Genomic DNA, 17,718 nt, shown 5'->3' with positions numbered 1-17,718 from the left:
CAACCAAAGTCTTCATTACCGCTCTATTTTCGTTGAGGTAAACATGTCTGATGTAGTACGTCCTTATAAGGATCTTTTCCCACAGATCGGGAAACGCGTGATGATCGATACCAGCAGTGTCGTCATTGGTGATGTTCGCCTGGCTGATGATGTCGGGATCTGGCCACTGGTGGCTATCCGTGGTGATGTTAACTACGTGCAAATTGGCGCTTGTACGAACATTCAGGACGGTAGCGTGCTACATGTCACGCATAAATCCTCTTCTAACCCACAGGGTAACCCACTCATCATTGGTGAGGATGTCACCGTAGGTCATAAAGCGATGCTGCACGGCTGCGTCATTGGCAACCGTGTTTTGGTCGGTATGGGTTCGATTCTGCTGGACGGTGTGGTAGTAGAAGATGACGTTATGATTGGTGCAGGAAGCCTGGTTCCACAAAATAAACGCCTGGAAAGCGGGTATCTGTACCTGGGAAGTCCAGTAAAGCAGATCCGCCCACTGAGTGATGAAGAGAAAGCTGGTCTACAATACTCCGCTAACAACTATGTGAAGTGGAAAGACGAGTATTTAAGTCAGGGTAACCAGACCCAGCCGTGATCGTCTTCTTGCTGGGCTTGGATCAGTGTTTCTGCCTCTTCTTCCAGATCCCAGCGATGCATCCGAAAAATCTCCAGCCACTGTTCAGGCGTGTCGCCACCAAAGCGATGCGCCAACACTTCTCCCTTTATGGCACATATTAGCTGCATGCCATGAACCATAGCAGGAAAGACGACAGCATTGATATCTGCTTTCCACTCTTCTCTATCGGGGAACTGGATCGCCTGATTCATGCGGACAGTTCCTGTTGCAACTTTTTAATGATTGGTTCAATCTCCGGCAGTACGCCATGCCAGAGTAAAACAGCATGCGCCGCTTGCCCCACCAGCATTCCCAAGCCATCAGCATAACGTTTTGCTCCCTGAAGCACACACCAGGAAAGGAACGGTGTTGCGCCTTTCTGATAAAACATGTCGTAACAACAGACGGAAGCATGAATCAACGATGCAGGAATGGCTGGAACATCACCACTAATTCCACTGGACGTCGCATTAATAATCAGATCGAATTCGTAGTTCTCAAGTTCATCCATCCCTGCTGCCTGAACACTGCCGGTATGGGAGAAGATCTGAGCCAGTTCTTCAGCTCGAGATGCGGTACGGTTAACGATGGTAACCGCACAATCCATAGAAAGAAGAGGCAACAATACTCCACGGGATGCACCACCAGCGCCAATAAGCAGAATACGTGTCCCGGGGCGAATAAAAGATAAACGCTCAAGATCGCTTAACAAGCCAATGCCATCGGTGTTATCTCCCAGTAAACGCCCATCCTCCAGACGCTTAAGCGTATTGACCGCCCCGGCAAGTGACGCCCGTTCAGTCAATTCATCGGCTCGCGCAAATGCCTCTTCTTTAAAAGGAACGGTAATATTCGCTCCCTTCCCCCCTTCAGCAAAAAAGGTATTCAGCGTATTCACAAAGTTATTGATTGGCGCCAGTACACGCCCATAGGAATGATCAATCTTCAGCTGCTGAGCAAATTGCTGATGGATTAAAGGCGATTTACTGTGCGCTATCGGATTACCAAAAACAGCATAGGCTTCTTTCATATTACCCCTGTCGAAACTGTTCACCCGTCAAAGCATCACGGATTTCCGAAGGATTCAAACGCCCTCCGGTATCGCCTTCAACAACGGGAAAGTCTACACCGAACTGCGCTCGTACTTCCTCTACCGTTCTGCAAGGGGGTAAACCACTCAAATTAGCACTGGTAGAGACTAACGGTTTGCCATAAGCCTGGCACAATGCAACCACTAGCGGGTGATCCGTGACGCGAACGGCCAGAGAATCAAAACGCCCTGTCAACCAACGAGGGGTGGAAGAACGAGCAGGAAAAACAAAAGTGACCGGGCCTGGCCAGCGAGCAAAAACAGCTTTACGTTGTGTATCGGTAAGCATGCTGTCATCGATATACGGTTTGAGTTGCTCAAAACTAGCCGCAATCAGAATTAAGCCTTTTTCAATTGGCCGTTGTTTCAGCTCCAGTAAGCGGGTAACCGCCATTTCACTATCAGGATTACAGCCTACGCCGAAAACAGCTTCCGTTGGATAGGCGATGACATTTTCTTGTTTCAGAACTTCTATCGCCGCAGCGATGGTGTCTGTGGGCAGGTTATTATTCACTTTTTATTCCGCCGATATCGGCTTTCCACATTGTTTACTGGCACAGAAGTGTTTCACACCCTGCGCGGTTTTCTTTTCGATGAGGAGCGGATAGTGACACTCAGGACACTCTCCAGCTAAAGGTTTGAAGTTAATGACAAACTGGCACTCCGGATAGCGATCGCAGGAGTAAAACGTTTTGCCATAACGGGAGCGGCGCTGAACCAGATGGCCCGTCTGGCATTGAGGACAAACAATTGCCGTTTCATCAGGCTTGTCGATAAGTTCGGTATGTTCGCAGGCAGGATAATCACTGCAACCAATAAACATCCCGAATCGTCCTTGCCTCAGCACCAGCTCTGAACCACATACAGGACAAAACTTACCCTCCAGAACTTTGACTATATGTCCGTCCGCAGAAGATTTAAGCGGACGGACATAATCGCATTCTGGATAGTGTGAACAGCCGAGAAACGGACCGTGTTTCCCGGAGCGAATAACCAGTTCGGCCCCGCATTGTGGGCAGGGATCGTTTTTACGCACCGTAAACAGTGCTGATTTAGCCATAACAACTCATACTGAACGAAGATTGATTAATGCAGCATACCTTCATTCACTTCAAAGAGTAATTCTTCCATTTGTTGATATGCATTTTCACAACCTGGAATGTTGAATAAAACCATCAGGATCACCCACTTCAGGTCTTCCAGATCGAACTCTGCCGTATCCAGTGCGAGTACGCGTTCAATCACCATTTCTCGCGTTTCGAGGTTTAGCACCTGAATCTGTTCCAGGAATAACAAGAACCCCCGACAACTCGCATCCAGTCGATCGCACTCTTCTGCAGTATAAATACGCATAGAAAGAGGATCCGATGCAAGCTGCATAGGCTCAGCAAGGCCGTCCTGATAATCAGCAAGTTTTTCCAGCCACAGTAACGCGTTGTAGATGTCTTCACGATCAAAACCAGCGTCGGTAAGATCCCGTTCCAGTTTGTCCTGATCCACACGTAGCTCTGCTTCGTTATGGATATATGTCTCAAACAAATACATTAGTACGTCGAACATGGCTTGCCCTCCTCAATCGGACATAGCCGCCGGGTACAGCTGCGATCCATCCTGCTAACTCCAGTTCGAGTAGCTGAGCCACTACCTCTGGCACAGGTTGGCCGGCACGTTCAGCGACGACGTCAACAGGTGTTACCTCATCTCCTACGTTAGCCAGGAGCTCAGGAAATGGCAATGCCACCTCTTCGTGATCTGGCGAATAAATTGAATTTTCAGGCTCATCTGGCAACCAATGTAACCCGTATTGCAAATTTTCCAGAATATCCTCTGGCATCGTCACAAGTGTCGCCCCCTGCTTAATGAGCCAATGAGGACCTTCGCTACCCGGACTCCCGATTGGCCCGGGCAAGGCAAATACCTCTCGTCCTTGTTCCAGCGCACAACGTGCCGTAACCAGTGAGCCGCTACGCTGTGCAGCTTCAACGACCAGCACTCCTTTACTTAGACCACTGATAATACGATTTCGTTGGGGGAAATTACGCGGTAAAGGAAGCGTGTCCAGGGGGAATTCAGACACCAGCGCACCTCCAGCCTCAACCAGATGTTCAGCGAGACGAACATGCCGCCTTGGATGAATGGTTTCCAATCCATTCCCCAGCACTGCAATACTTGTCCCTTTCATATTCACCGCGGCCTTGTGTGCCACGCCATCAATACCTCGAGCGAGTCCACTGGTGATCGTCACCCCATACGCAGCGAGCTTTTCACAAAAAAAACGCCCCCAACGCTCGCCATACCAGGAGTGCTGCCGGTTACCTACGACTGCGACCTGAAATGAATGAAGGCATTCGGGATTTCCAACAACAAAGAGGACTCCTGGATAATCCTCAATAGCGCGAAGTTGCGAAGGATAATGCATGCTGTCGGCAACAATTAAATAGTGATGGGGCAGTTCCAGCCAGCGCAGCGTTTTATCCAGAGTAGACTCTGGAAAGGTTAAGAAACGCTCTGCCTGTCGCTCCGAGAATCCTGCATGTTGAAGTATCGCTTTGTTAATACAGGGCAGAGCAATAAGCAAGTGAGCGACGCGAACCATCTCATCACCATACAGCTCACTCACTCGTGTTAAACGTAACCAAATCTCGGTGTGGGTCATCCTTATTCCCCTGCCACAAGCAGCCTTAGCAATCTTTGCGATTGGTCACTGATGCTGTCAATCAGAGGGGGTTTTGTCTAGAATAGAGGTAATAATCTTTCCAACTCCTGAATACAACTCTGGATAACTATGTCAGTTTTGCAAGTGTTACATATTCCGGACGAGCGTCTTCGCAAAGTCGCAAAACCGGTTGAAGAAGTGAATGCAGAAATTCAGCGTATCGTCGATGATATGTTCGAAACGATGTACGCCGAAGAAGGTATCGGTCTGGCGGCAACGCAGGTCGATATTCATCAACGTATTATTGTTATTGATGTCTCTGAAAACCGCGACGAGCGTCTGGTGCTAATTAACCCGGAACTGCTGGAAAAAAACGGTGAGACTGGAATTGAAGAAGGTTGCCTGTCGATCCCGGAACAGCGAGCACTCGTACCACGCGCTGAGACCGTTAAAATTCGTGCGCTCGATCGCGATGGTAAACCTTTTGAACTCGAAGCCGATGGCTTGTTAGCCATCTGTATTCAACATGAAATGGATCACCTGGTCGGTAAACTGTTTATCGATTATCTGTCTCCGTTGAAGCAACAACGTATTCGTCAGAAAGTTGAAAAACTCGACCGTCTGAACGCACGAGCTTAAGGACAAGGATCAACGTGTCAGAATCACTACGTATAATTTTTGCGGGTACACCTGACTTTGCAGCGCGTCATCTCGACGCGTTGCTGTCTTCTGGACATAACGTCGTCGGCGTATTCACCCAACCGGACCGCCCTGCTGGACGCGGCAAAAAGCTGATGCCCAGTCCGGTAAAAGTACTGGCGGAAGAGAAAGGGTTACCTGTTTTTCAACCTGTTTCTCTTCGTCCCCAGGAAAACCAGCAGTTGGTTGCTGACTTACACGCAGACGTAATGGTAGTGGTGGCATATGGCCTGATCCTGCCGAAAGCCGTGCTGGATATGCCGCGTCTGGGGTGCATCAACGTTCACGGTTCTCTGCTTCCGCGCTGGAGAGGCGCTGCCCCTATCCAACGTTCGCTCTGGGCTGGCGATGCTGAAACAGGCGTTACCATTATGCAGATGGATGTTGGTCTTGATACGGGTGATATGTTGCATAAACTCTCCTGCCCAATCACCGCCGACGATACCAGTGCCAGCCTCTATGACAAGCTGGCTAAGCTCGGCCCTCAGGGTCTGCTGCATACGTTGCATCTGCTGGCAACTGGTACCGCAAAACCTGAGGTTCAGGACGAGTCGCTGGTTTGCTATGCTGAGAAGCTCAGTAAAGAAGAGGCACGCGTGGACTGGACGCTCAGCGCCGCACAACTGGAACGCTGCATCCGAGCCTTTAACCCATGGCCAATGAGCTACATCGTCATCGACGAGCAACCGGTCAAAATCTGGCAAGCTACGGTCATCGATAAACCTGCCGGTGCCGAACCAGGGACTATCCTGGAGGCAACCCGTCAGGGCATCCAGATAGCGACAGGCGATGGCATTCTGAATCTCATCTCTTTGCAGCCTGCCGGTAAAAAGGCCATGAGCGCGCAGGATTTGCTTAATTCGCGCCGGGAGTGGTTCGTGCCCGGAAATCGTCTGCTCTGACGGTTCATCTCTTTAAAGCCCGGACTCTCCGGGCATTTTTATTTTTGCGCTTATGAAAAAACATATTAATTTACGCAGTATGGCGGCCCAGGCCGTCGAACAGGTTGTTGAAAAAGGGCAGTCGTTGAGCAATGTGCTACCCGCCATGCAGCAGAAAGTATCCGATAAAGATAAAGCGCTGTTACAGGAGCTTTGCTTTGGCGTGTTACGTACGCTTTCCCAACTAGAGTGGATAATTAAACAGCTGATGGAACGCCCGATGACGGGCAAACAGCGCACAGTTCACTATCTGGTCATGGTTGGCCTCTACCAGTTGTTGTATACCCGTATTCCACCTCATGCGGCACTTGCCGAGACTGTAGAAGGCGCAGTTGTTATCAAGCGTCCGCAGTTGAAAGGACTAATTAACGGCGTCTTACGCCAGTTTCAACGCCGCCAGGAAGAACTACTCACTGAGTTTGCACACAGCGAGCTACGTTTCTTACATCCGTCCTGGTTAGTGAAGCGTATTAAAAGTGCCTATCCGCAGCAATGGGAAGCTATTCTTGAGGCAAATAACCAGCGTCCACCAATGTGGCTGCGCGTAAATCGCAACCACCACAACCGTGATGCCTGGCTGAGCCTGTTGAATGAAGCGGGCCTGACCGGTTTCCCACATCCGGAATACCCAGATGCCGTGCGGCTGGAAACTCCTGTATCGGTACTGGCTTTACCTGGTTTCGAACAGGGCTGGGTAACAGTCCAGGATGCCTCAGCTCAGGGCTGCATGAGCTATCTGCAACCGCAAAATGGTGAGCAGATCCTTGATTTATGCTGCGCCCCTGGTGGTAAGACAACACATATTCTGGAAGTAGCCCCCGAGGCTAACGTAACAGCAGTGGACGTTGATGAAAAACGTTTGTCACGTGTATACGACAACCTGAAACGCCTTGGCATGAAGGCGACCATTAAGCAGGGTGATGGACGCTACCCGCAACAATGGTGTGGTGAGCAGAAGTTCGATCGTATTTTGCTGGATGCACCTTGTTCAGCGACCGGAGTCATTCGTCGCCATCCCGATATCAAATGGCTGCGCCGTGACCGGGATATTGCCGAACTCGCACAGTTACAGGCTGAGATCCTTAATGCAACGTGGGCACATCTGAAGCCTGGCGGCACGCTGGTTTATGCGACCTGCTCTATTTTACCGGAAGAGAACCAGCAACAGATTGCAGGCTTCCTGGCCCGTACGCCAGATGCAGTATTAAGCGAAACGGGTACGTCAGAGCAGCCCGGACGTCAGAATTTACCGGCTGCGGAAGAAGGTGATGGCTTCTTTTACGCTAAGCTAATCAAAAAGTGATGAGATAATGGGTCGCGACTGATGAAAATTATCATTCTGGGCGCAGGGCAGGTTGGCGGTACGCTGGCTGAGAACCTGGTCGGAGAGAACAACGATATCACGGTAGTCGATACCAACGGTGAGCGTCTGCGCAGTCTGCAAGACAAGTTTGATCTCCGTGTAGTACAAGGGCATGGCTCGCATCCCAGAGTACTACGCGAAGCCGGTGCTGATGATGCCGATATGCTGGTTGCAGTGACCAGTTCCGATGAAACCAATATGGTTGCCTGTCAGGTAGCTTATTCACTCTTTAATACACCCAACCGCATCGCACGTATTCGCTCACCAGATTATGTCCGCGATGCGGACAAGCTATTCCATTCCGATGCAGTACCTATTGATCATCTGATTGCACCTGAGCAGTTGGTTATCGATAGCATTTATCGTCTGATTGAATATCCAGGTGCACTACAGGTTGTTAATTTCGCGGAAGGAAAAGTCAGCCTTGCAGTGGTTAAAGCCTACTATGGCGGCCCACTGATCGGGAATGCGTTGTCAACAATGCGCGAACATATGCCGCATATTGATACCCGAGTTGCGGCAATTTTCCGTCATGACCGCCCCATTCGTCCGCAAGGCTCTACTATTGTTGAAGCCGGTGATGAGGTGTTCTTTATTGCTGCCTCACAGCATATTCGTGCTGTAATGAGCGAATTACAGCGTCTGGAGAAACCCTACAAGCGCATTATGTTAGTAGGTGGCGGCAATATCGGTGCCGGTCTGGCGCGTCGACTGGAAAAAGATTACAGCGTCAAGTTGATCGAACGCGATCAACAACGTGCTTCTGAGCTTGCTGAAAAACTGCAGAATACGATCGTCTTTTTTGGTGATGCTTCTGATCAAGAGTTGCTGGCGGAAGAGCACATTGATCAAGTTGATCTATTTATCGCTGTAACCAACGATGATGAAGCGAACATCATGTCGGCAATGCTCGCCAAACGGATGGGAGCCAAAAAAGTAATGGTGCTGATCCAGCGTAAGGCATACGTCGATCTGGTACAGGGCAGCGTAATCGATATTGCAATTTCACCGCAACAGGCAACCATCTCAGCGCTACTGAGCCACGTGCGTAAAGCTGACATCGTCGGTGTTTCTTCGCTGCGTCGTGGTGTCGCAGAAGCCATTGAAGCCGTCGCGCACGGGGATGAAACAACATCCCGGGTGGTGGGTCGCTCAATAGACGAAATCAAACTTCCGCCAGGAACGATTATTGGTGCCGTTGTACGTGGTAATGATGTCATGATCGCTAATGATAACTTGCGTATTGAGCAGGGCGATCACGTTATTATGTTCCTGACAGATAAAAAGTTTATTACCGACGTCGAGCGATTATTCCAGCCAAGTCCTTTCTTTCTGTAATTATTCGGGCGCTAATACAGCGCCCTTTTTATTTCCCTTTATTTATCATGGATTAATAAATTTATCTTTCAGCAATACATAAATGGAAATTACCTAAACATTTGTTAAACTTATAAACGTCAGCTGCATAGGGAGAATAAAATGAGTATTATTAAAGAGTTTCGCGAATTTGCGATGCGCGGGAATGTTGTAGATTTGGCAGTGGGTGTCATTATTGGTGCGGCATTCGGTAAGATTGTTTCATCACTGGTTGCTGATATCATCATGCCGCCACTTGGGTTACTGATTGGTGGGATTGATTTTAAACAGTTTGCGTTAACACTACGCGATGCGCAGGGAGATATCCCGGCAGTTGTGATGCATTACGGTGTGTTTATACAGAATATCTTCGATTTCATCATTGTTGCGTTCGCCATCTTTATGGCCATCAAACTAATTAATAAACTAAACCGTAAAAAAGCTGAAGAGCCTGCTGCACCGCCAGCACCATCGAAAGAAGAAGTATTGCTAAGTGAAATTCGTGATCTGCTGAAAGAACAAAATAATCGTTCTTAAGCTATCACTGAAACAAGAAGGCCAGTGGTAAAAAAGTGATTCACTTCCTTGCCACTGGCCTCCCAGCTCCCCCGATTGCCATGTTTACCTTTACGCAGATAACTGCCTTTCCCTTTCTTATTTTTCTCAACACGCAGTCTGAATAGTGGGTCATGCAGTAATGCCTCAATGGCATTGTCCTTTATCTGCCCCTTCGTATGCTGATAACGACTCATAATTACTCCATATTGTTTGGTTTAACGGCGCGAGTGTATTCTCGTCGGTTCAATAAATCAACAGCCCGACTTTGTACCGCTGGCACCTTGCTCAAGCGCTTCGAGAATAGAGCAATACACACTACTGTGAGCCATACCGCAACATGCATCATTCAATCTCTGTAGTGACCTTTGCATAGTCTGAAGCTCCGCAATACGGGCTTCAACTTCCTTTAATCTTTCCTGAACGATCCCCTTTGATTCCTGGCAGGTATGATGTTCTGGATCTATGCGGATCGACAGAAGTTCACGGATCGACTCCAGAGTAAAACCGAGTTGACGTGCATAGCGGATAAATTTAAGACGTTGAAGATCGCTTTCTGTATAGAGCCGGAATCCACCTTCAGTGCGTACTTCATGCTCCATCATCTGCTGTTTTTCATAGTAGCGGATGGTATCGGGCGTAACTTCCGCCAGTTTTGCTAATTCACCAATACGGTACATGCTCCCTCCGCTAGTCATCATTAATTTTATGTTGAAGTTTATCTGCGTACTCGCCGCGTAAAAACTCGGTACTTAGACCAGCCTGTCGTAGTTTGAGTTCAAGCAGAGAAAGGCGTCGGCTCACTTCCTGATACCGAGGATCATCTTTGCGAATACCAGTGAGGATATCAAGCAGGTGTATCGCCTCTCTGCGTTGTTCAATCTCAGGGGGAAGACACCCGGAATTTTTTAATAACCGATATCCGGCTCGAAGTTCTGGCGGAACATGGGAATCATCATCAAGGGCAAGCGGCTCGCCTGTACCAGGCAAATTATCAAACTCACCTTTGGTCTGCGCATCAATAATATGACGCTCTGCCCACTGGTCGAGTAGCCACATACAACACTCCAAAAGATGAACAAAAAGAGTACAGATATTTTAGATAAGTGGGGATGCAACGGATATAAAAAAACCCGCCGGGGCGGGTTTTTTTACGTTACTACAGATTACTCTGCAGCAGCTTCTGCTTTCGACTCAGAGCGATCAACCAGCTCGATGTATGCCATCGGCGCGTTGTCGCCTGCACGGAAGCCACACTTCAGAATGCGAGTGTAACCACCGGCGCGGCTCGCGAAACGCGGGCCCAGCTCGTTAAACAGTTTTGCCACGATCTCGTTATCACGAGTACGGGCGAATGCCAGACGACGATTAGCTACGCTATCAGTCTTGGCAAGAGTAATCAGCGGCTCAACTACGCGACGCAGCTCTTTCGCTTTCGGCAGAGTCGTCTTGATGATTTCATGACGAACCAGTGAACCTGCCATATTGCGGAACATAGCCTGGCGATGGCTGCTGTTGCGGTTCAGTTGACGACCACTCTTACGATGGCGCATGACCTTATCCTTCTCAGTAAAACCTTAACCTGTGATCCGGTTACTCGTCAGCGATGCTTGCCGGTGGCCAGTTTTCCAGGCGCATGCCCAGAGACAGTCCACGGGAAGCCAGCACGTCTTTAATCTCAGTAAGAGATTTTTTACCAAGGTTAGGCGTCTTAAGAAGCTCAACCTCAGTACGCTGTACCAGATCACCGATATAGTGGATAGCTTCTGCTTTGAGGCAGTTAGCAGAGCGGACAGTCAATTCCAGATCGTCAACAGGGCGCAGCAGGATCGGATCGAATTCTGGTTTCTCTTCTTTAACTTCTGGCTGACGTACATCACGTAAGTCAACAAAAGCTTCCAGTTGTTCAGCCAGAATGGTTGCCGCACGACGAATCGCCTCTTCAGGATCGATTGTGCCGTTGGTTTCCATTTCGATGACCAGCTTGTCCAGGTCGGTACGCTGTTCTACACGCGCTGCTTCAACATTGTAGGCAATACGCTCTACAGGGCTGTAGCATGCGTCGACCAGCAGACGGCCGATTGGGCGCTCATCTTCTTCCGAATGAATTCGGGTAGAAGCCGGCACATAACCACGACCGCGCTGAACTTTGATACGCATACTAATAGATGCATTCTCATCGGTCAGGTGGCAGATCACGTGCTGTGGCTTGACGATTTCGACATCCCCATCATGGGTAATGTCGGCTGCAGTCACAGGGCCAATGCCAGATTTATTCAAGGTAAGAATAACATCATCTTTACCCTGAACTCTCACCGCCAGCCCTTTCAGGTTGAGCAGGATTTCCAGGATATCTTCCTGAACGCCTTCTTTGGTGCTGTACTCATGTAGTACACCATCAATCTCAACCTCGGTCACCGCACAACCCGGCATCGATGAGAGCAGAATACGGCGCAGTGCGTTACCCAAAGTATGGCCAAAGCCACGCTCTAAAGGCTCAAGGGTCACCTTGGCGTGCGTCGAACTCACTTGCTCGATATCTACCAGGCGCGGTTTTAGAAACTCTGTCACAGAACCCTGCATTGTGTCCTCTCTTTGGTACTAAGCTTTACTTGGAGTAAAGCTCGACGATCAGGTGTTCGTTAATGTCCGCAGACAGATCAGAACGCTCCGGCTTACGCTTGAACGTACCTTCCATCTTGCCAGCATCAACTTCCAGCCAGGTTGGCTTTTCACGCTGCTCAGCCAGCTCCAGAGCGGCTTTCACGCGAGACTGCTTCTTCGCTTTCTCACGAATGCTAACAACGTCATTCGGACTAACCTGATAAGAAGCGATGTTAACAACACGACCGTTTACCATAATTGCTTTATGGCTGACCAGCTGGCGTGCTTCTGCACGAGTGGCACCGAAGCCCATACGGTATACAACGTTGTCCAGACGACCTTCCAGCAGACCCAACAGGTTTTCACCGGTGTTGCCTTTCAGACGCGCTGCTTCTTTGTAGTAGTTACGGAACTGACGCTCCAGCACACCGTAGATACGGCGAACTTTTTGCTTTTCACGCAACTGCACACCATAGTCAGACAGACGCGGTTTACGCGCACCGTGCTGGCCAGGAGCTTGTTCAATTTTACACTTGGTATCGATCGCGCGAACGCCAGACTTAAGGAATAAGTCAGTGCCCTCACGACGGCTCAGCTTGAGCTTAGGACCCAAATATCTTGCCATTTTCTTTCTCCAACAATCCTAGAAACGACAGCGTTATACGCGACGTTTTTTCGGCGGACGACAACCGTTATGAGGGATCGGAGTCACATCAGTAATATTAGTGATGCGGAAACCAGCGGCGTTCAGAGCACGAACAGTAGATTCGCGACCTGGACCCGGTCCTTTGACCATAACTTCCAGATTCTTGATACCGTATTCTTTTACGGCTTCAGCGCAACGCTCTGCTGCAACCTGAGCTGCAAACGGAGTGGATTTGCGAGAACCACGGAAACCGGAACCACCGGCTGTTGCCCAACCCAGTGCGTTACCCTGACGATCAGTAATGGTAACGATGGTGTTGTTAAAAGAAGCATGGATATGAGCCACGCCGTCAGAGACTTGTTTTCTTACACGTTTACGTGCACGAATTGGTGCCTTTGCCATTATTCAATCACCCCGATTATTTCTTGATCGGTTTGCGCGGACCCTTACGGGTACGTGCGTTGGTCTTGGTACGCTGACCGCGAACCGGGAGACCACGACGATGACGCAAACCGCGATAGCAACCAAGGTCCATAAGGCGCTTGATGCTCATGCTAACTTCACGGCGCAGATCACCTTCAACGACAAATTTGGCAACTTCGTCACGCAGCGTGTCGATTTGTTCTTCAGACAGCTCACTGATCTTAACATCTTCAGCGATACCCGCTGCAGCCAGAATGGCCTTGGAACGGGTCTTGCCGACGCCGTAGATCGAAGTTAATGCGATCACAGCATGTTTCTGATCAGGAATGTTAATGCCTGCTATACGGGCCACTATGCACTCCTACTATTTAATATGTACGCACCATGCTGAAAAGCCCGTTTTCAGGATACTCAAATGGAAACGCACAGACATACAAAAGATTGGCTGGCTAATCTAGCCAGCTCAACCCAACTTTGCAAGAAAAATATGCGAATAAATCAGCCTTGGCGCTGTTTATGCTTCGGCTCGGCACTGCAAATCACACGGATGACACCATCACGCTTAACGATTTTGCAGTTACGGCATAATTTCTTGACGGAAGCACGAACTTTCATTTTTACTCTCCGTAACTTCTCGGGCGACCGTTAACGACCGTAGCCTTTCAGGTTCGCCTTCTTCAATGCAGACTCGTACTGACTTGACATCATCAGAGTTTGCACTTGAGCCATAAAGTCCATAATCACGACTACAACGATAAGCAGTGAGGTCCCACCGAAGTAGAACGGTACTTTCATTGCATCACGCATGAACTCCGGGATCAGGCAGATAAAGGTAATGTAAAGCGCACCAACCAAAGTCAGGCGGGTCATTACTTTATCGATATACTTCGCCGTTTGCTCTCCCGGACGAATTCCTGGTACAAATGCACCGGACTTCTTCAGGTTATCTGCTGTTTCACGCGGGTTGAAAACCAACGCCGTGTAGAAGAAACAGAAGAATATGATTGCAGACGCATAGAGTAACACATAAAGCGGTTGCCCAGGCTGCAAATACAGCGAAATTGTTGTCAGCCAGTTCCAACCAGTACCGCCCCCGAACCATGACGCGATGGTAGCCGGGAACAGAATAATACTGGAAGCGAAGATTGCCGGGATTACCCCCGCCATATTCACTTTCAGCGGTAAATGTGTGCTCTGTGCAGCATAGACACGACGACCTTGCTGACGTTTCGCGTAGTTTACCACAATGCGGCGTTGACCACGCTCAACAAATACAACAAAGAACGTCACTGCAAATACTAATACTGCAACCAACAGCAACACGAGGAAGTGCAGGTCGCCTTGACGCGCTTGCTCGATAGTATGGGCAATGGCTGGCGGGAGTCCCGCGACAATACCGGCGAAGATAATGATTGAGATACCGTTCCCGATACCACGTTCAGTAATCTGTTCGCCCAACCACATCAGGAACATTGTTCCTGTAACCAGACTTACAACAGCGGTGAAATAGAATGCAAAGCCTGGATTCATCACCAGGCCCTGCATACCAGGCATATTCGGTAGACCGGTAGCAATACCGATCGACTGGAATATAGCCAGCACCAGAGTACCGTAGCGGGTGTACTGGCTGATCTTACGACGACCAGACTCCCCTTCTTTCTTAATTTCCGCTAACGTTGGGTGAACCACCGTCAGCAACTGGATAATGATCGACGCCGAAATATACGGCATGATCCCCAGAGCAAAGATAGAAGCACGGCTGAGAGCACCACCAGAGAACATGTTAAACATTTCAATGATGGTGCCTCGCTGTTGCTCAAGCAGTTTGGCAAGTACAGCGGCATCAATACCAGGGATCGGAATGAAAGAGCCAATACGGAACACAATCAGCGCGCCGATTACAAACAGCAGTCTGCGTTTCAGCTCGCCTAAGCCACCTTTGGCACTTTGAAAATCTAATCCCGGTTGTTTAGCCATCTGCTACTTATTCCTCGATTTTACCGCCAGCAGCTTCGATAGCAGCACGAGCGCCTTTAGTAACACGCAGGCCACGAACAGTTACCGGAGTAGTTACTTCACCAGCCAGGATCACTTTCGCGAACTCGATCTGGATACCGATAATGTTAGCTGCTTTCAGCGTATTCAGGTCTACAACACCGCCTTCAACTTTAGCCAGGTCAGACAGACGAACTTCGGCTGTAATCGCTGATTTACGTGAAGTGAAGCCGAATTTCGGCAGACGACGGTACAGAGGCATCTGACCACCTTCGAAACCGCGACGTACGCCACCGCCAGAACGAGACTTCTGACCTTTGTGACCACGACCACCGGTTTTACCGAGGCCAGAACCGATACCACGACCCAGGCGTTTACCCGCCTTTTTGGAGCCTTCGGCCGGAGACAGAGTATTTAAACGCATCTCTTACTCCTCAACTTTAACCATGAAGGAAACCGCGTTGACCATACCACGAACAGCAGGAGTATCCTCGCGCTCTACGGTGTGACCAATACGACGCAGACCCAGGCCAAGCAGCGTTGCCTTATGTTTCGGCAGACGACCGATTGCACTGCGGGTTTGAGTAATTTTAATAGTCTTTGCCATGGTTTATTTCCCCAGAATTTCTTCAACGGATTTACCACGCTTGGCAGCGACCATTTCCGGAGATTTCATATTTTCCAGACCATCGATAGTTGCACGAACCACGTTAATCGGGTTGGTGGAACCATACGCTTTAGCCAGAACGTTACGAACTCCAGCGACTTCCAGAACGGCGCGCATTGCACCACCGGCGATGATACCGGTACCTTCGGAAGCCGGCTGCATGAATACACGAGAACCCGTGTGAGTACCCTTAACCGGGTGCTGCAGGGTGCCGTGGTTCAGCGCGACGTTAATCATATTGCGACGGGCTTTTTCCATCGCTTTCTGGATCGCTGCTGGAACTTCACGCGCTTTACCGTAACCAAAACCAACGCGACCGTTACCATCGCCAACTACAGTCAGAGCTGTGAAGGAGAAAATACGACCACCTTTAACGGTTTTAGATACGCGGTTTACCGCGATCAGCTTTTCCTGCAGTTCGCCAGCTTGTTTTTCGATGTGAGCCATCTTACACCTCTACCTTAGAACTGAAGGCCAGCTTCACGGGCAGCATCTGCCAGTGCCTGGACACGACCATGATATTGGAACCCGGAACGGTCAAAGGACACATCTTTGATGCCTTTTTCCAGAGCGCGTTCGGCGACAGCTTTACCCACAGCTGCTGCAGCGTCTTTGTTACCGGTGTACTTCAGTTGTTCAGCGATAGCTTTTTCTACAGTAGAAGCAGCTACCAGAACTTCAGAACCGTTCGGTGCAATTACCTGTGCGTAAATATGACGCGGGGTACGATGTACCACCAGGCGAGTTGCGCCCAGCTCTTTGAGCTTGCGGCGTGCGCGGGTCGCACGACGGATACGAGCAGATTTCTTATCCATAGTGTTACCTTACTTCTTCTTAGCCTCTTTGGTACGCACGACTTCGTCGGCGTAACGAACACCCTTGCCTTTGTAAGGCTCAGGACGACGGTAGGCGCGCAGATCTGCTGCAACCTGACCGATCAGCTGTTTATCAGCGCCTTTCAGCACGATTTCAGTCTGAGACGGACATTCTGCAGTAATCCCTGCCGGCAGCTCATGATCAACTGGATGAGAGAAACCTAATGCTAGGTTTACTACATTCCCTTTGACCGCTGCACGATAACCTACACCAACCAGCTGCAGCTTCTTAGTGAAGCCTTCGGTAACACCGACAACCATTGAGTTCAGCAGGGCACGCGCGGTACCAGCCTGAGCCCATCCATCTGCGTAACCATCACGCGGACCGAAGGTCAGTGCATTATCTGCATGATTAACTTCAACAGCATCGTTGAGAGTACGAGTCAGCTCGCCGTTTTTACCTTTGATCGTAATAACCTGACCGTTGATTTTTACATCAACGCCGGCAGGAATAACGACCGGTGCTTTAGCAACACGAGACATTTTTTCCTCCGATTAGGCTACGTAGCAGATAATTTCGCCACCAAGACCAGCCTGGCGCGCTGCACGATCAGTCATAACACCTTTAGAGGTAGAAACAACTGCGATACCCATGCCAGCCATAACTTTTGGCAGCTCGTCTTTACGCTTATAAATGCGCAGACCTGGGCGACTGACACGCTGAATGCTTTCTACAACAGCTTTACCCTGGAAATACTTAAGAGTAAGTTCCAGTTCCGGCTTGGTGTCGCCTTCAACTTTAAAATCTTCAATAAAACCTTCTTCCTTCAGCACGTTGGCAATTGCCACTTTCAGCTTGGAGGAAGGCATGGTGACCGCAGCTTTATTCGCGGCCTGACCGTTACGGATACGGGTCAGCATATCCGCGATCGGATCTTGCATGCTCATCTGTCTTTACTCCCGTGATTCAATTGGTGACAATTACCAGCTAGCCTTTTTCAGACCCGGAATTTCACCGCGCATAGCGGCTTCACGGACCTTAATACGGCTCAACCCGAACTTCCGCAGGAAAGCGTGCGGACGACCAGTTTGACGGCAGCGGTTACGCTGACGAGACGGGCTGGAATCACGCGGCAGAGACTGCAGCTTCAGAACTGCGTTCCAACGATCTTCGTCGGTCGCGTTCACATCAGAGATGATAGCTTTCAGTTCAGCGCGTTTTGCGAAGTACTTATCAGCTAAAGCTACGCGCTTTACTTCGCGTGCTTTCATTGATTGCTTAGCCATTC

General features: G+C 49.6%; 29 protein-coding genes. 6 read left to right on the top strand and 23 right to left on the bottom strand.

All coding sequences use genetic code 11. The features are described from left to right. Positions 1 to 43: 43 nt before the first annotated feature. Positions 44 to 598 (top strand): gamma carbonic anhydrase family protein, encoded by a 555-nt coding sequence (locus LG384_RS19660; RefSeq protein WP_225761404.1) that lies wholly within the window; start codon positions 44 to 46, stop codon positions 596 to 598. Here LG384_RS19660 and LG384_RS19655 read toward each other — a convergent pair. From LG384_RS19655 to dprA, 6 genes are read right to left on the bottom strand one after another with little or no spacing between them, the layout of a single operon-like run. Then, positions 574 to 831, bottom strand: coding sequence for a DUF1488 domain-containing protein (locus LG384_RS19655; protein ID WP_045448237.1), 258 nt, complete (start codon positions 829 to 831; stop codon positions 574 to 576). The genes LG384_RS19660 and LG384_RS19655 overlap by 25 nt on opposite strands. Beyond that, positions 828 to 1,649 (bottom strand): shikimate dehydrogenase, encoded by an 822-nt coding sequence (aroE, locus tag LG384_RS19650; protein WP_045448240.1) that lies wholly within the window; start codon positions 1,647 to 1,649, stop codon positions 828 to 830. The genes LG384_RS19655 and aroE overlap by 4 nt, the downstream gene beginning before the upstream one ends. Position 1,650: 1 nt before the next feature. Continuing rightward, positions 1,651 to 2,223, bottom strand: coding sequence for an L-threonylcarbamoyladenylate synthase type 1 TsaC (tsaC, locus tag LG384_RS19645; protein WP_045448243.1), 573 nt, complete (start codon positions 2,221 to 2,223; stop codon positions 1,651 to 1,653). 3 nt (positions 2,224 to 2,226) lie between these two features. Next, the gene (locus tag LG384_RS19640; protein ID WP_045448246.1) at positions 2,227 to 2,769 is read right to left on the bottom strand and encodes a type I DNA topoisomerase; all 543 of its coding nucleotides are present in this window, start codon (positions 2,767 to 2,769) and stop codon (positions 2,227 to 2,229) included. Between the two features lie 26 nt (positions 2,770 to 2,795). Continuing rightward, positions 2,796 to 3,269, bottom strand: coding sequence for a DUF494 family protein Smg (smg, locus tag LG384_RS19635; protein WP_045448249.1), 474 nt, complete (start codon positions 3,267 to 3,269; stop codon positions 2,796 to 2,798). Further along, the gene (dprA, locus tag LG384_RS19630) at positions 3,241 to 4,365 is read right to left on the bottom strand and encodes a DNA-protecting protein DprA (RefSeq protein ID WP_225761403.1); all 1,125 of its coding nucleotides are present in this window, start codon (positions 4,363 to 4,365) and stop codon (positions 3,241 to 3,243) included. Before dprA ends, smg begins: the two co-directional genes overlap by 29 nt. A gap of 129 nt (positions 4,366 to 4,494) precedes the next feature. Between dprA and def the strand changes: the two genes are divergently transcribed. The 5 genes from def (at position 4,495) to mscL (ending at position 9,261) form a co-directional block, all read left to right on the top strand. Beyond that, positions 4,495 to 5,004, top strand: coding sequence for a peptide deformylase (def, locus tag LG384_RS19625; RefSeq protein ID WP_048222827.1), 510 nt, complete (start codon positions 4,495 to 4,497; stop codon positions 5,002 to 5,004). 14 nt (positions 5,005 to 5,018) lie between these two features. Next, the gene (fmt, locus tag LG384_RS19620; RefSeq protein WP_045448258.1) at positions 5,019 to 5,966 is read left to right on the top strand and encodes a methionyl-tRNA formyltransferase; all 948 of its coding nucleotides are present in this window, start codon (positions 5,019 to 5,021) and stop codon (positions 5,964 to 5,966) included. 52 nt (positions 5,967 to 6,018) lie between these two features. Further along, positions 6,019 to 7,308, top strand: a complete 1,290-nt coding sequence (gene rsmB, locus LG384_RS19615; protein ID WP_200013331.1) for a 16S rRNA (cytosine(967)-C(5))-methyltransferase RsmB — start codon at positions 6,019 to 6,021, stop codon at positions 7,306 to 7,308. Between the two features lie 21 nt (positions 7,309 to 7,329). Continuing rightward, positions 7,330 to 8,706 (top strand): Trk system potassium transporter TrkA, encoded by a 1,377-nt coding sequence (gene trkA / locus LG384_RS19610; protein WP_045448264.1) that lies wholly within the window; start codon positions 7,330 to 7,332, stop codon positions 8,704 to 8,706. A 141-nt stretch (positions 8,707 to 8,847) separates the two neighbouring features. Continuing rightward, positions 8,848 to 9,261, top strand: a complete 414-nt coding sequence (gene mscL / locus LG384_RS19605) for a large-conductance mechanosensitive channel protein MscL (protein WP_045448267.1) — start codon at positions 8,848 to 8,850, stop codon at positions 9,259 to 9,261. On the opposite strand, the gene LG384_RS19600 is transcribed toward mscL, so the two are convergent. The 17 genes from LG384_RS19600 to rpsN form a co-directional block, all read right to left on the bottom strand. Beyond that, entirely contained in the window at positions 9,258 to 9,476 is a 219-nt protein-coding gene (locus LG384_RS19600; RefSeq protein WP_200013330.1) for an alternative ribosome-rescue factor A, read from the bottom strand. The genes mscL and LG384_RS19600 overlap by 4 nt on opposite strands. A gap of 57 nt (positions 9,477 to 9,533) precedes the next feature. After that, a complete protein-coding gene (zntR, locus tag LG384_RS19595; RefSeq protein ID WP_045448272.1) occupies positions 9,534 to 9,959 on the bottom strand; it encodes a Zn(2+)-responsive transcriptional regulator in 426 nt (141 codons plus the stop codon). Between the two features lie 10 nt (positions 9,960 to 9,969). Beyond that, on the bottom strand, positions 9,970 to 10,338 hold the full coding sequence (locus tag LG384_RS19590) for a DUF1992 domain-containing protein (RefSeq protein WP_045448275.1): 369 nt from the start codon (positions 10,336 to 10,338) through the stop codon (positions 9,970 to 9,972). 107 nt (positions 10,339 to 10,445) lie between these two features. Next, a complete protein-coding gene (gene rplQ, locus LG384_RS19585) occupies positions 10,446 to 10,832 on the bottom strand; it encodes a 50S ribosomal protein L17 (protein ID WP_001216372.1) in 387 nt (128 codons plus the stop codon). Between the two features lie 40 nt (positions 10,833 to 10,872). Further along, positions 10,873 to 11,862, bottom strand: coding sequence for a DNA-directed RNA polymerase subunit alpha (rpoA, locus tag LG384_RS19580; protein WP_003031139.1), 990 nt, complete (start codon positions 11,860 to 11,862; stop codon positions 10,873 to 10,875). A gap of 25 nt (positions 11,863 to 11,887) precedes the next feature. Beyond that, positions 11,888 to 12,508, bottom strand: a complete 621-nt coding sequence (rpsD, locus tag LG384_RS19575) for a 30S ribosomal protein S4 (RefSeq protein ID WP_003031138.1) — start codon at positions 12,506 to 12,508, stop codon at positions 11,888 to 11,890. Positions 12,509 to 12,541: 33 nt separating this feature from the next. Beyond that, complete coding sequence (gene rpsK, locus LG384_RS19570) at positions 12,542 to 12,931, bottom strand: 30S ribosomal protein S11 (protein WP_003031137.1); 390 nt, start codon at positions 12,929 to 12,931, stop codon at positions 12,542 to 12,544. A 16-nt stretch (positions 12,932 to 12,947) separates the two neighbouring features. Next, positions 12,948 to 13,304, bottom strand: coding sequence for a 30S ribosomal protein S13 (gene rpsM / locus LG384_RS19565; RefSeq protein ID WP_003031135.1), 357 nt, complete (start codon positions 13,302 to 13,304; stop codon positions 12,948 to 12,950). A gap of 146 nt (positions 13,305 to 13,450) precedes the next feature. Next, positions 13,451 to 13,567 (bottom strand): 50S ribosomal protein L36, encoded by a 117-nt coding sequence (rpmJ, locus tag LG384_RS19560; protein WP_000868187.1) that lies wholly within the window; start codon positions 13,565 to 13,567, stop codon positions 13,451 to 13,453. 30 nt (positions 13,568 to 13,597) lie between these two features. Further along, a complete protein-coding gene (gene secY / locus LG384_RS19555; RefSeq protein ID WP_001118864.1) occupies positions 13,598 to 14,929 on the bottom strand; it encodes a preprotein translocase subunit SecY in 1,332 nt (443 codons plus the stop codon). A 7-nt stretch (positions 14,930 to 14,936) separates the two neighbouring features. Then, positions 14,937 to 15,371: a 50S ribosomal protein L15 gene (gene rplO, locus LG384_RS19550; protein ID WP_045448284.1), complete on the bottom strand. Its 435-nt coding sequence runs from the start codon at positions 15,369 to 15,371 to the stop codon at positions 14,937 to 14,939. A 3-nt stretch (positions 15,372 to 15,374) separates the two neighbouring features. Next, positions 15,375 to 15,554, bottom strand: a complete 180-nt coding sequence (gene rpmD, locus LG384_RS19545) for a 50S ribosomal protein L30 (protein WP_001140434.1) — start codon at positions 15,552 to 15,554, stop codon at positions 15,375 to 15,377. A 3-nt stretch (positions 15,555 to 15,557) separates the two neighbouring features. Continuing rightward, a complete protein-coding gene (gene rpsE, locus LG384_RS19540; RefSeq protein WP_003031131.1) occupies positions 15,558 to 16,061 on the bottom strand; it encodes a 30S ribosomal protein S5 in 504 nt (167 codons plus the stop codon). A 14-nt stretch (positions 16,062 to 16,075) separates the two neighbouring features. Further along, positions 16,076 to 16,429 carry a 50S ribosomal protein L18 gene (rplR, locus tag LG384_RS19535; RefSeq protein ID WP_000358956.1) on the bottom strand — a complete coding sequence of 118 codons (354 nt, stop codon included), beginning with the start codon at positions 16,427 to 16,429 and terminating at the stop codon, positions 16,076 to 16,078. 9 nt (positions 16,430 to 16,438) lie between these two features. Then, on the bottom strand, positions 16,439 to 16,972 hold the full coding sequence (gene rplF, locus LG384_RS19530) for a 50S ribosomal protein L6 (protein ID WP_045448292.1): 534 nt from the start codon (positions 16,970 to 16,972) through the stop codon (positions 16,439 to 16,441). 12 nt (positions 16,973 to 16,984) lie between these two features. Then, positions 16,985 to 17,377 (bottom strand): 30S ribosomal protein S8, encoded by a 393-nt coding sequence (gene rpsH / locus LG384_RS19525; protein ID WP_003031127.1) that lies wholly within the window; start codon positions 17,375 to 17,377, stop codon positions 16,985 to 16,987. 33 nt (positions 17,378 to 17,410) lie between these two features. Beyond that, positions 17,411 to 17,716: a 30S ribosomal protein S14 gene (gene rpsN, locus LG384_RS19520; protein WP_045448294.1), complete on the bottom strand. Its 306-nt coding sequence runs from the start codon at positions 17,714 to 17,716 to the stop codon at positions 17,411 to 17,413. Positions 17,717 to 17,718 lie beyond the last annotated feature (2 nt).

Source organism: Citrobacter sp. Marseille-Q3906 (genome assembly GCF_916618775.1).
Lineage (GTDB): Bacteria > Pseudomonadota > Gammaproteobacteria > Enterobacterales > Enterobacteriaceae > Citrobacter > Citrobacter murliniae.
This window is presented reverse-complemented; position numbering and strand designations above follow the sequence as displayed.

Bases quoted from the DNA above. Each gene is read 5' to 3' on its own strand.
- rpoA (WP_003031139.1), bottom strand. From the start codon at position 11,862: ATGCAGGGTTCTGTGACAGAGTTTCTAAAACCGCGCCTGGTAGATATC.
- rpsK (WP_003031137.1), bottom strand. From the start codon at position 12,931: ATGGCAAAGGCACCAATTCGTGCACGTAAACGTGTAAGAAAACAAGTC.
- smg (WP_045448249.1), bottom strand. From the start codon at position 3,269: ATGTTCGACGTACTAATGTATTTGTTTGAGACATATATCCATAACGAA.
- rplR (WP_000358956.1), bottom strand. From the start codon at position 16,429: ATGGATAAGAAATCTGCTCGTATCCGTCGTGCGACCCGCGCACGCCGC.
- zntR (WP_045448272.1), bottom strand. From the start codon at position 9,959: ATGTACCGTATTGGTGAATTAGCAAAACTGGCGGAAGTTACGCCCGAT.
- LG384_RS19640 (WP_045448246.1), bottom strand. From the start codon at position 2,769: ATGGCTAAATCAGCACTGTTTACGGTGCGTAAAAACGATCCCTGCCCA.
- rpsN (WP_045448294.1), bottom strand. From the start codon at position 17,716: ATGGCTAAGCAATCAATGAAAGCACGCGAAGTAAAGCGCGTAGCTTTA.
- rplQ (WP_001216372.1), bottom strand. From the start codon at position 10,832: ATGCGCCATCGTAAGAGTGGTCGTCAACTGAACCGCAACAGCAGCCAT.
- dprA (WP_225761403.1), bottom strand. From the start codon at position 4,365: ATGACCCACACCGAGATTTGGTTACGTTTAACACGAGTGAGTGAGCTG.
- def (WP_048222827.1), top strand. From the start codon at position 4,495: ATGTCAGTTTTGCAAGTGTTACATATTCCGGACGAGCGTCTTCGCAAA.
- LG384_RS19655 (WP_045448237.1), bottom strand. From the start codon at position 831: ATGAATCAGGCGATCCAGTTCCCCGATAGAGAAGAGTGGAAAGCAGAT.
- rpmD (WP_001140434.1), bottom strand. From the start codon at position 15,554: ATGGCAAAGACTATTAAAATTACTCAAACCCGCAGTGCAATCGGTCGT.
- LG384_RS19660 (WP_225761404.1), top strand. From the start codon at position 44: ATGTCTGATGTAGTACGTCCTTATAAGGATCTTTTCCCACAGATCGGG.
- mscL (WP_045448267.1), top strand. From the start codon at position 8,848: ATGAGTATTATTAAAGAGTTTCGCGAATTTGCGATGCGCGGGAATGTT.
- rsmB (WP_200013331.1), top strand. From the start codon at position 6,019: ATGAAAAAACATATTAATTTACGCAGTATGGCGGCCCAGGCCGTCGAA.
- secY (WP_001118864.1), bottom strand. From the start codon at position 14,929: ATGGCTAAACAACCGGGATTAGATTTTCAAAGTGCCAAAGGTGGCTTA.
- rplF (WP_045448292.1), bottom strand. From the start codon at position 16,972: ATGTCTCGTGTTGCTAAAGCACCGGTCGTTATTCCTGCCGGCGTTGAT.
- LG384_RS19600 (WP_200013330.1), bottom strand. From the start codon at position 9,476: ATGAGTCGTTATCAGCATACGAAGGGGCAGATAAAGGACAATGCCATT.
- rplO (WP_045448284.1), bottom strand. From the start codon at position 15,371: ATGCGTTTAAATACTCTGTCTCCGGCCGAAGGCTCCAAAAAGGCGGGT.
- LG384_RS19590 (WP_045448275.1), bottom strand. From the start codon at position 10,338: ATGTGGCTACTCGACCAGTGGGCAGAGCGTCATATTATTGATGCGCAG.
- rpsD (WP_003031138.1), bottom strand. From the start codon at position 12,508: ATGGCAAGATATTTGGGTCCTAAGCTCAAGCTGAGCCGTCGTGAGGGC.
- rpmJ (WP_000868187.1), bottom strand. From the start codon at position 13,567: ATGAAAGTTCGTGCTTCCGTCAAGAAATTATGCCGTAACTGCAAAATC.
- trkA (WP_045448264.1), top strand. From the start codon at position 7,330: ATGAAAATTATCATTCTGGGCGCAGGGCAGGTTGGCGGTACGCTGGCT.
- rpsH (WP_003031127.1), bottom strand. From the start codon at position 17,377: ATGAGCATGCAAGATCCGATCGCGGATATGCTGACCCGTATCCGTAAC.
- rpsE (WP_003031131.1), bottom strand. From the start codon at position 16,061: ATGGCTCACATCGAAAAACAAGCTGGCGAACTGCAGGAAAAGCTGATC.
- aroE (WP_045448240.1), bottom strand. From the start codon at position 1,649: ATGAAAGAAGCCTATGCTGTTTTTGGTAATCCGATAGCGCACAGTAAA.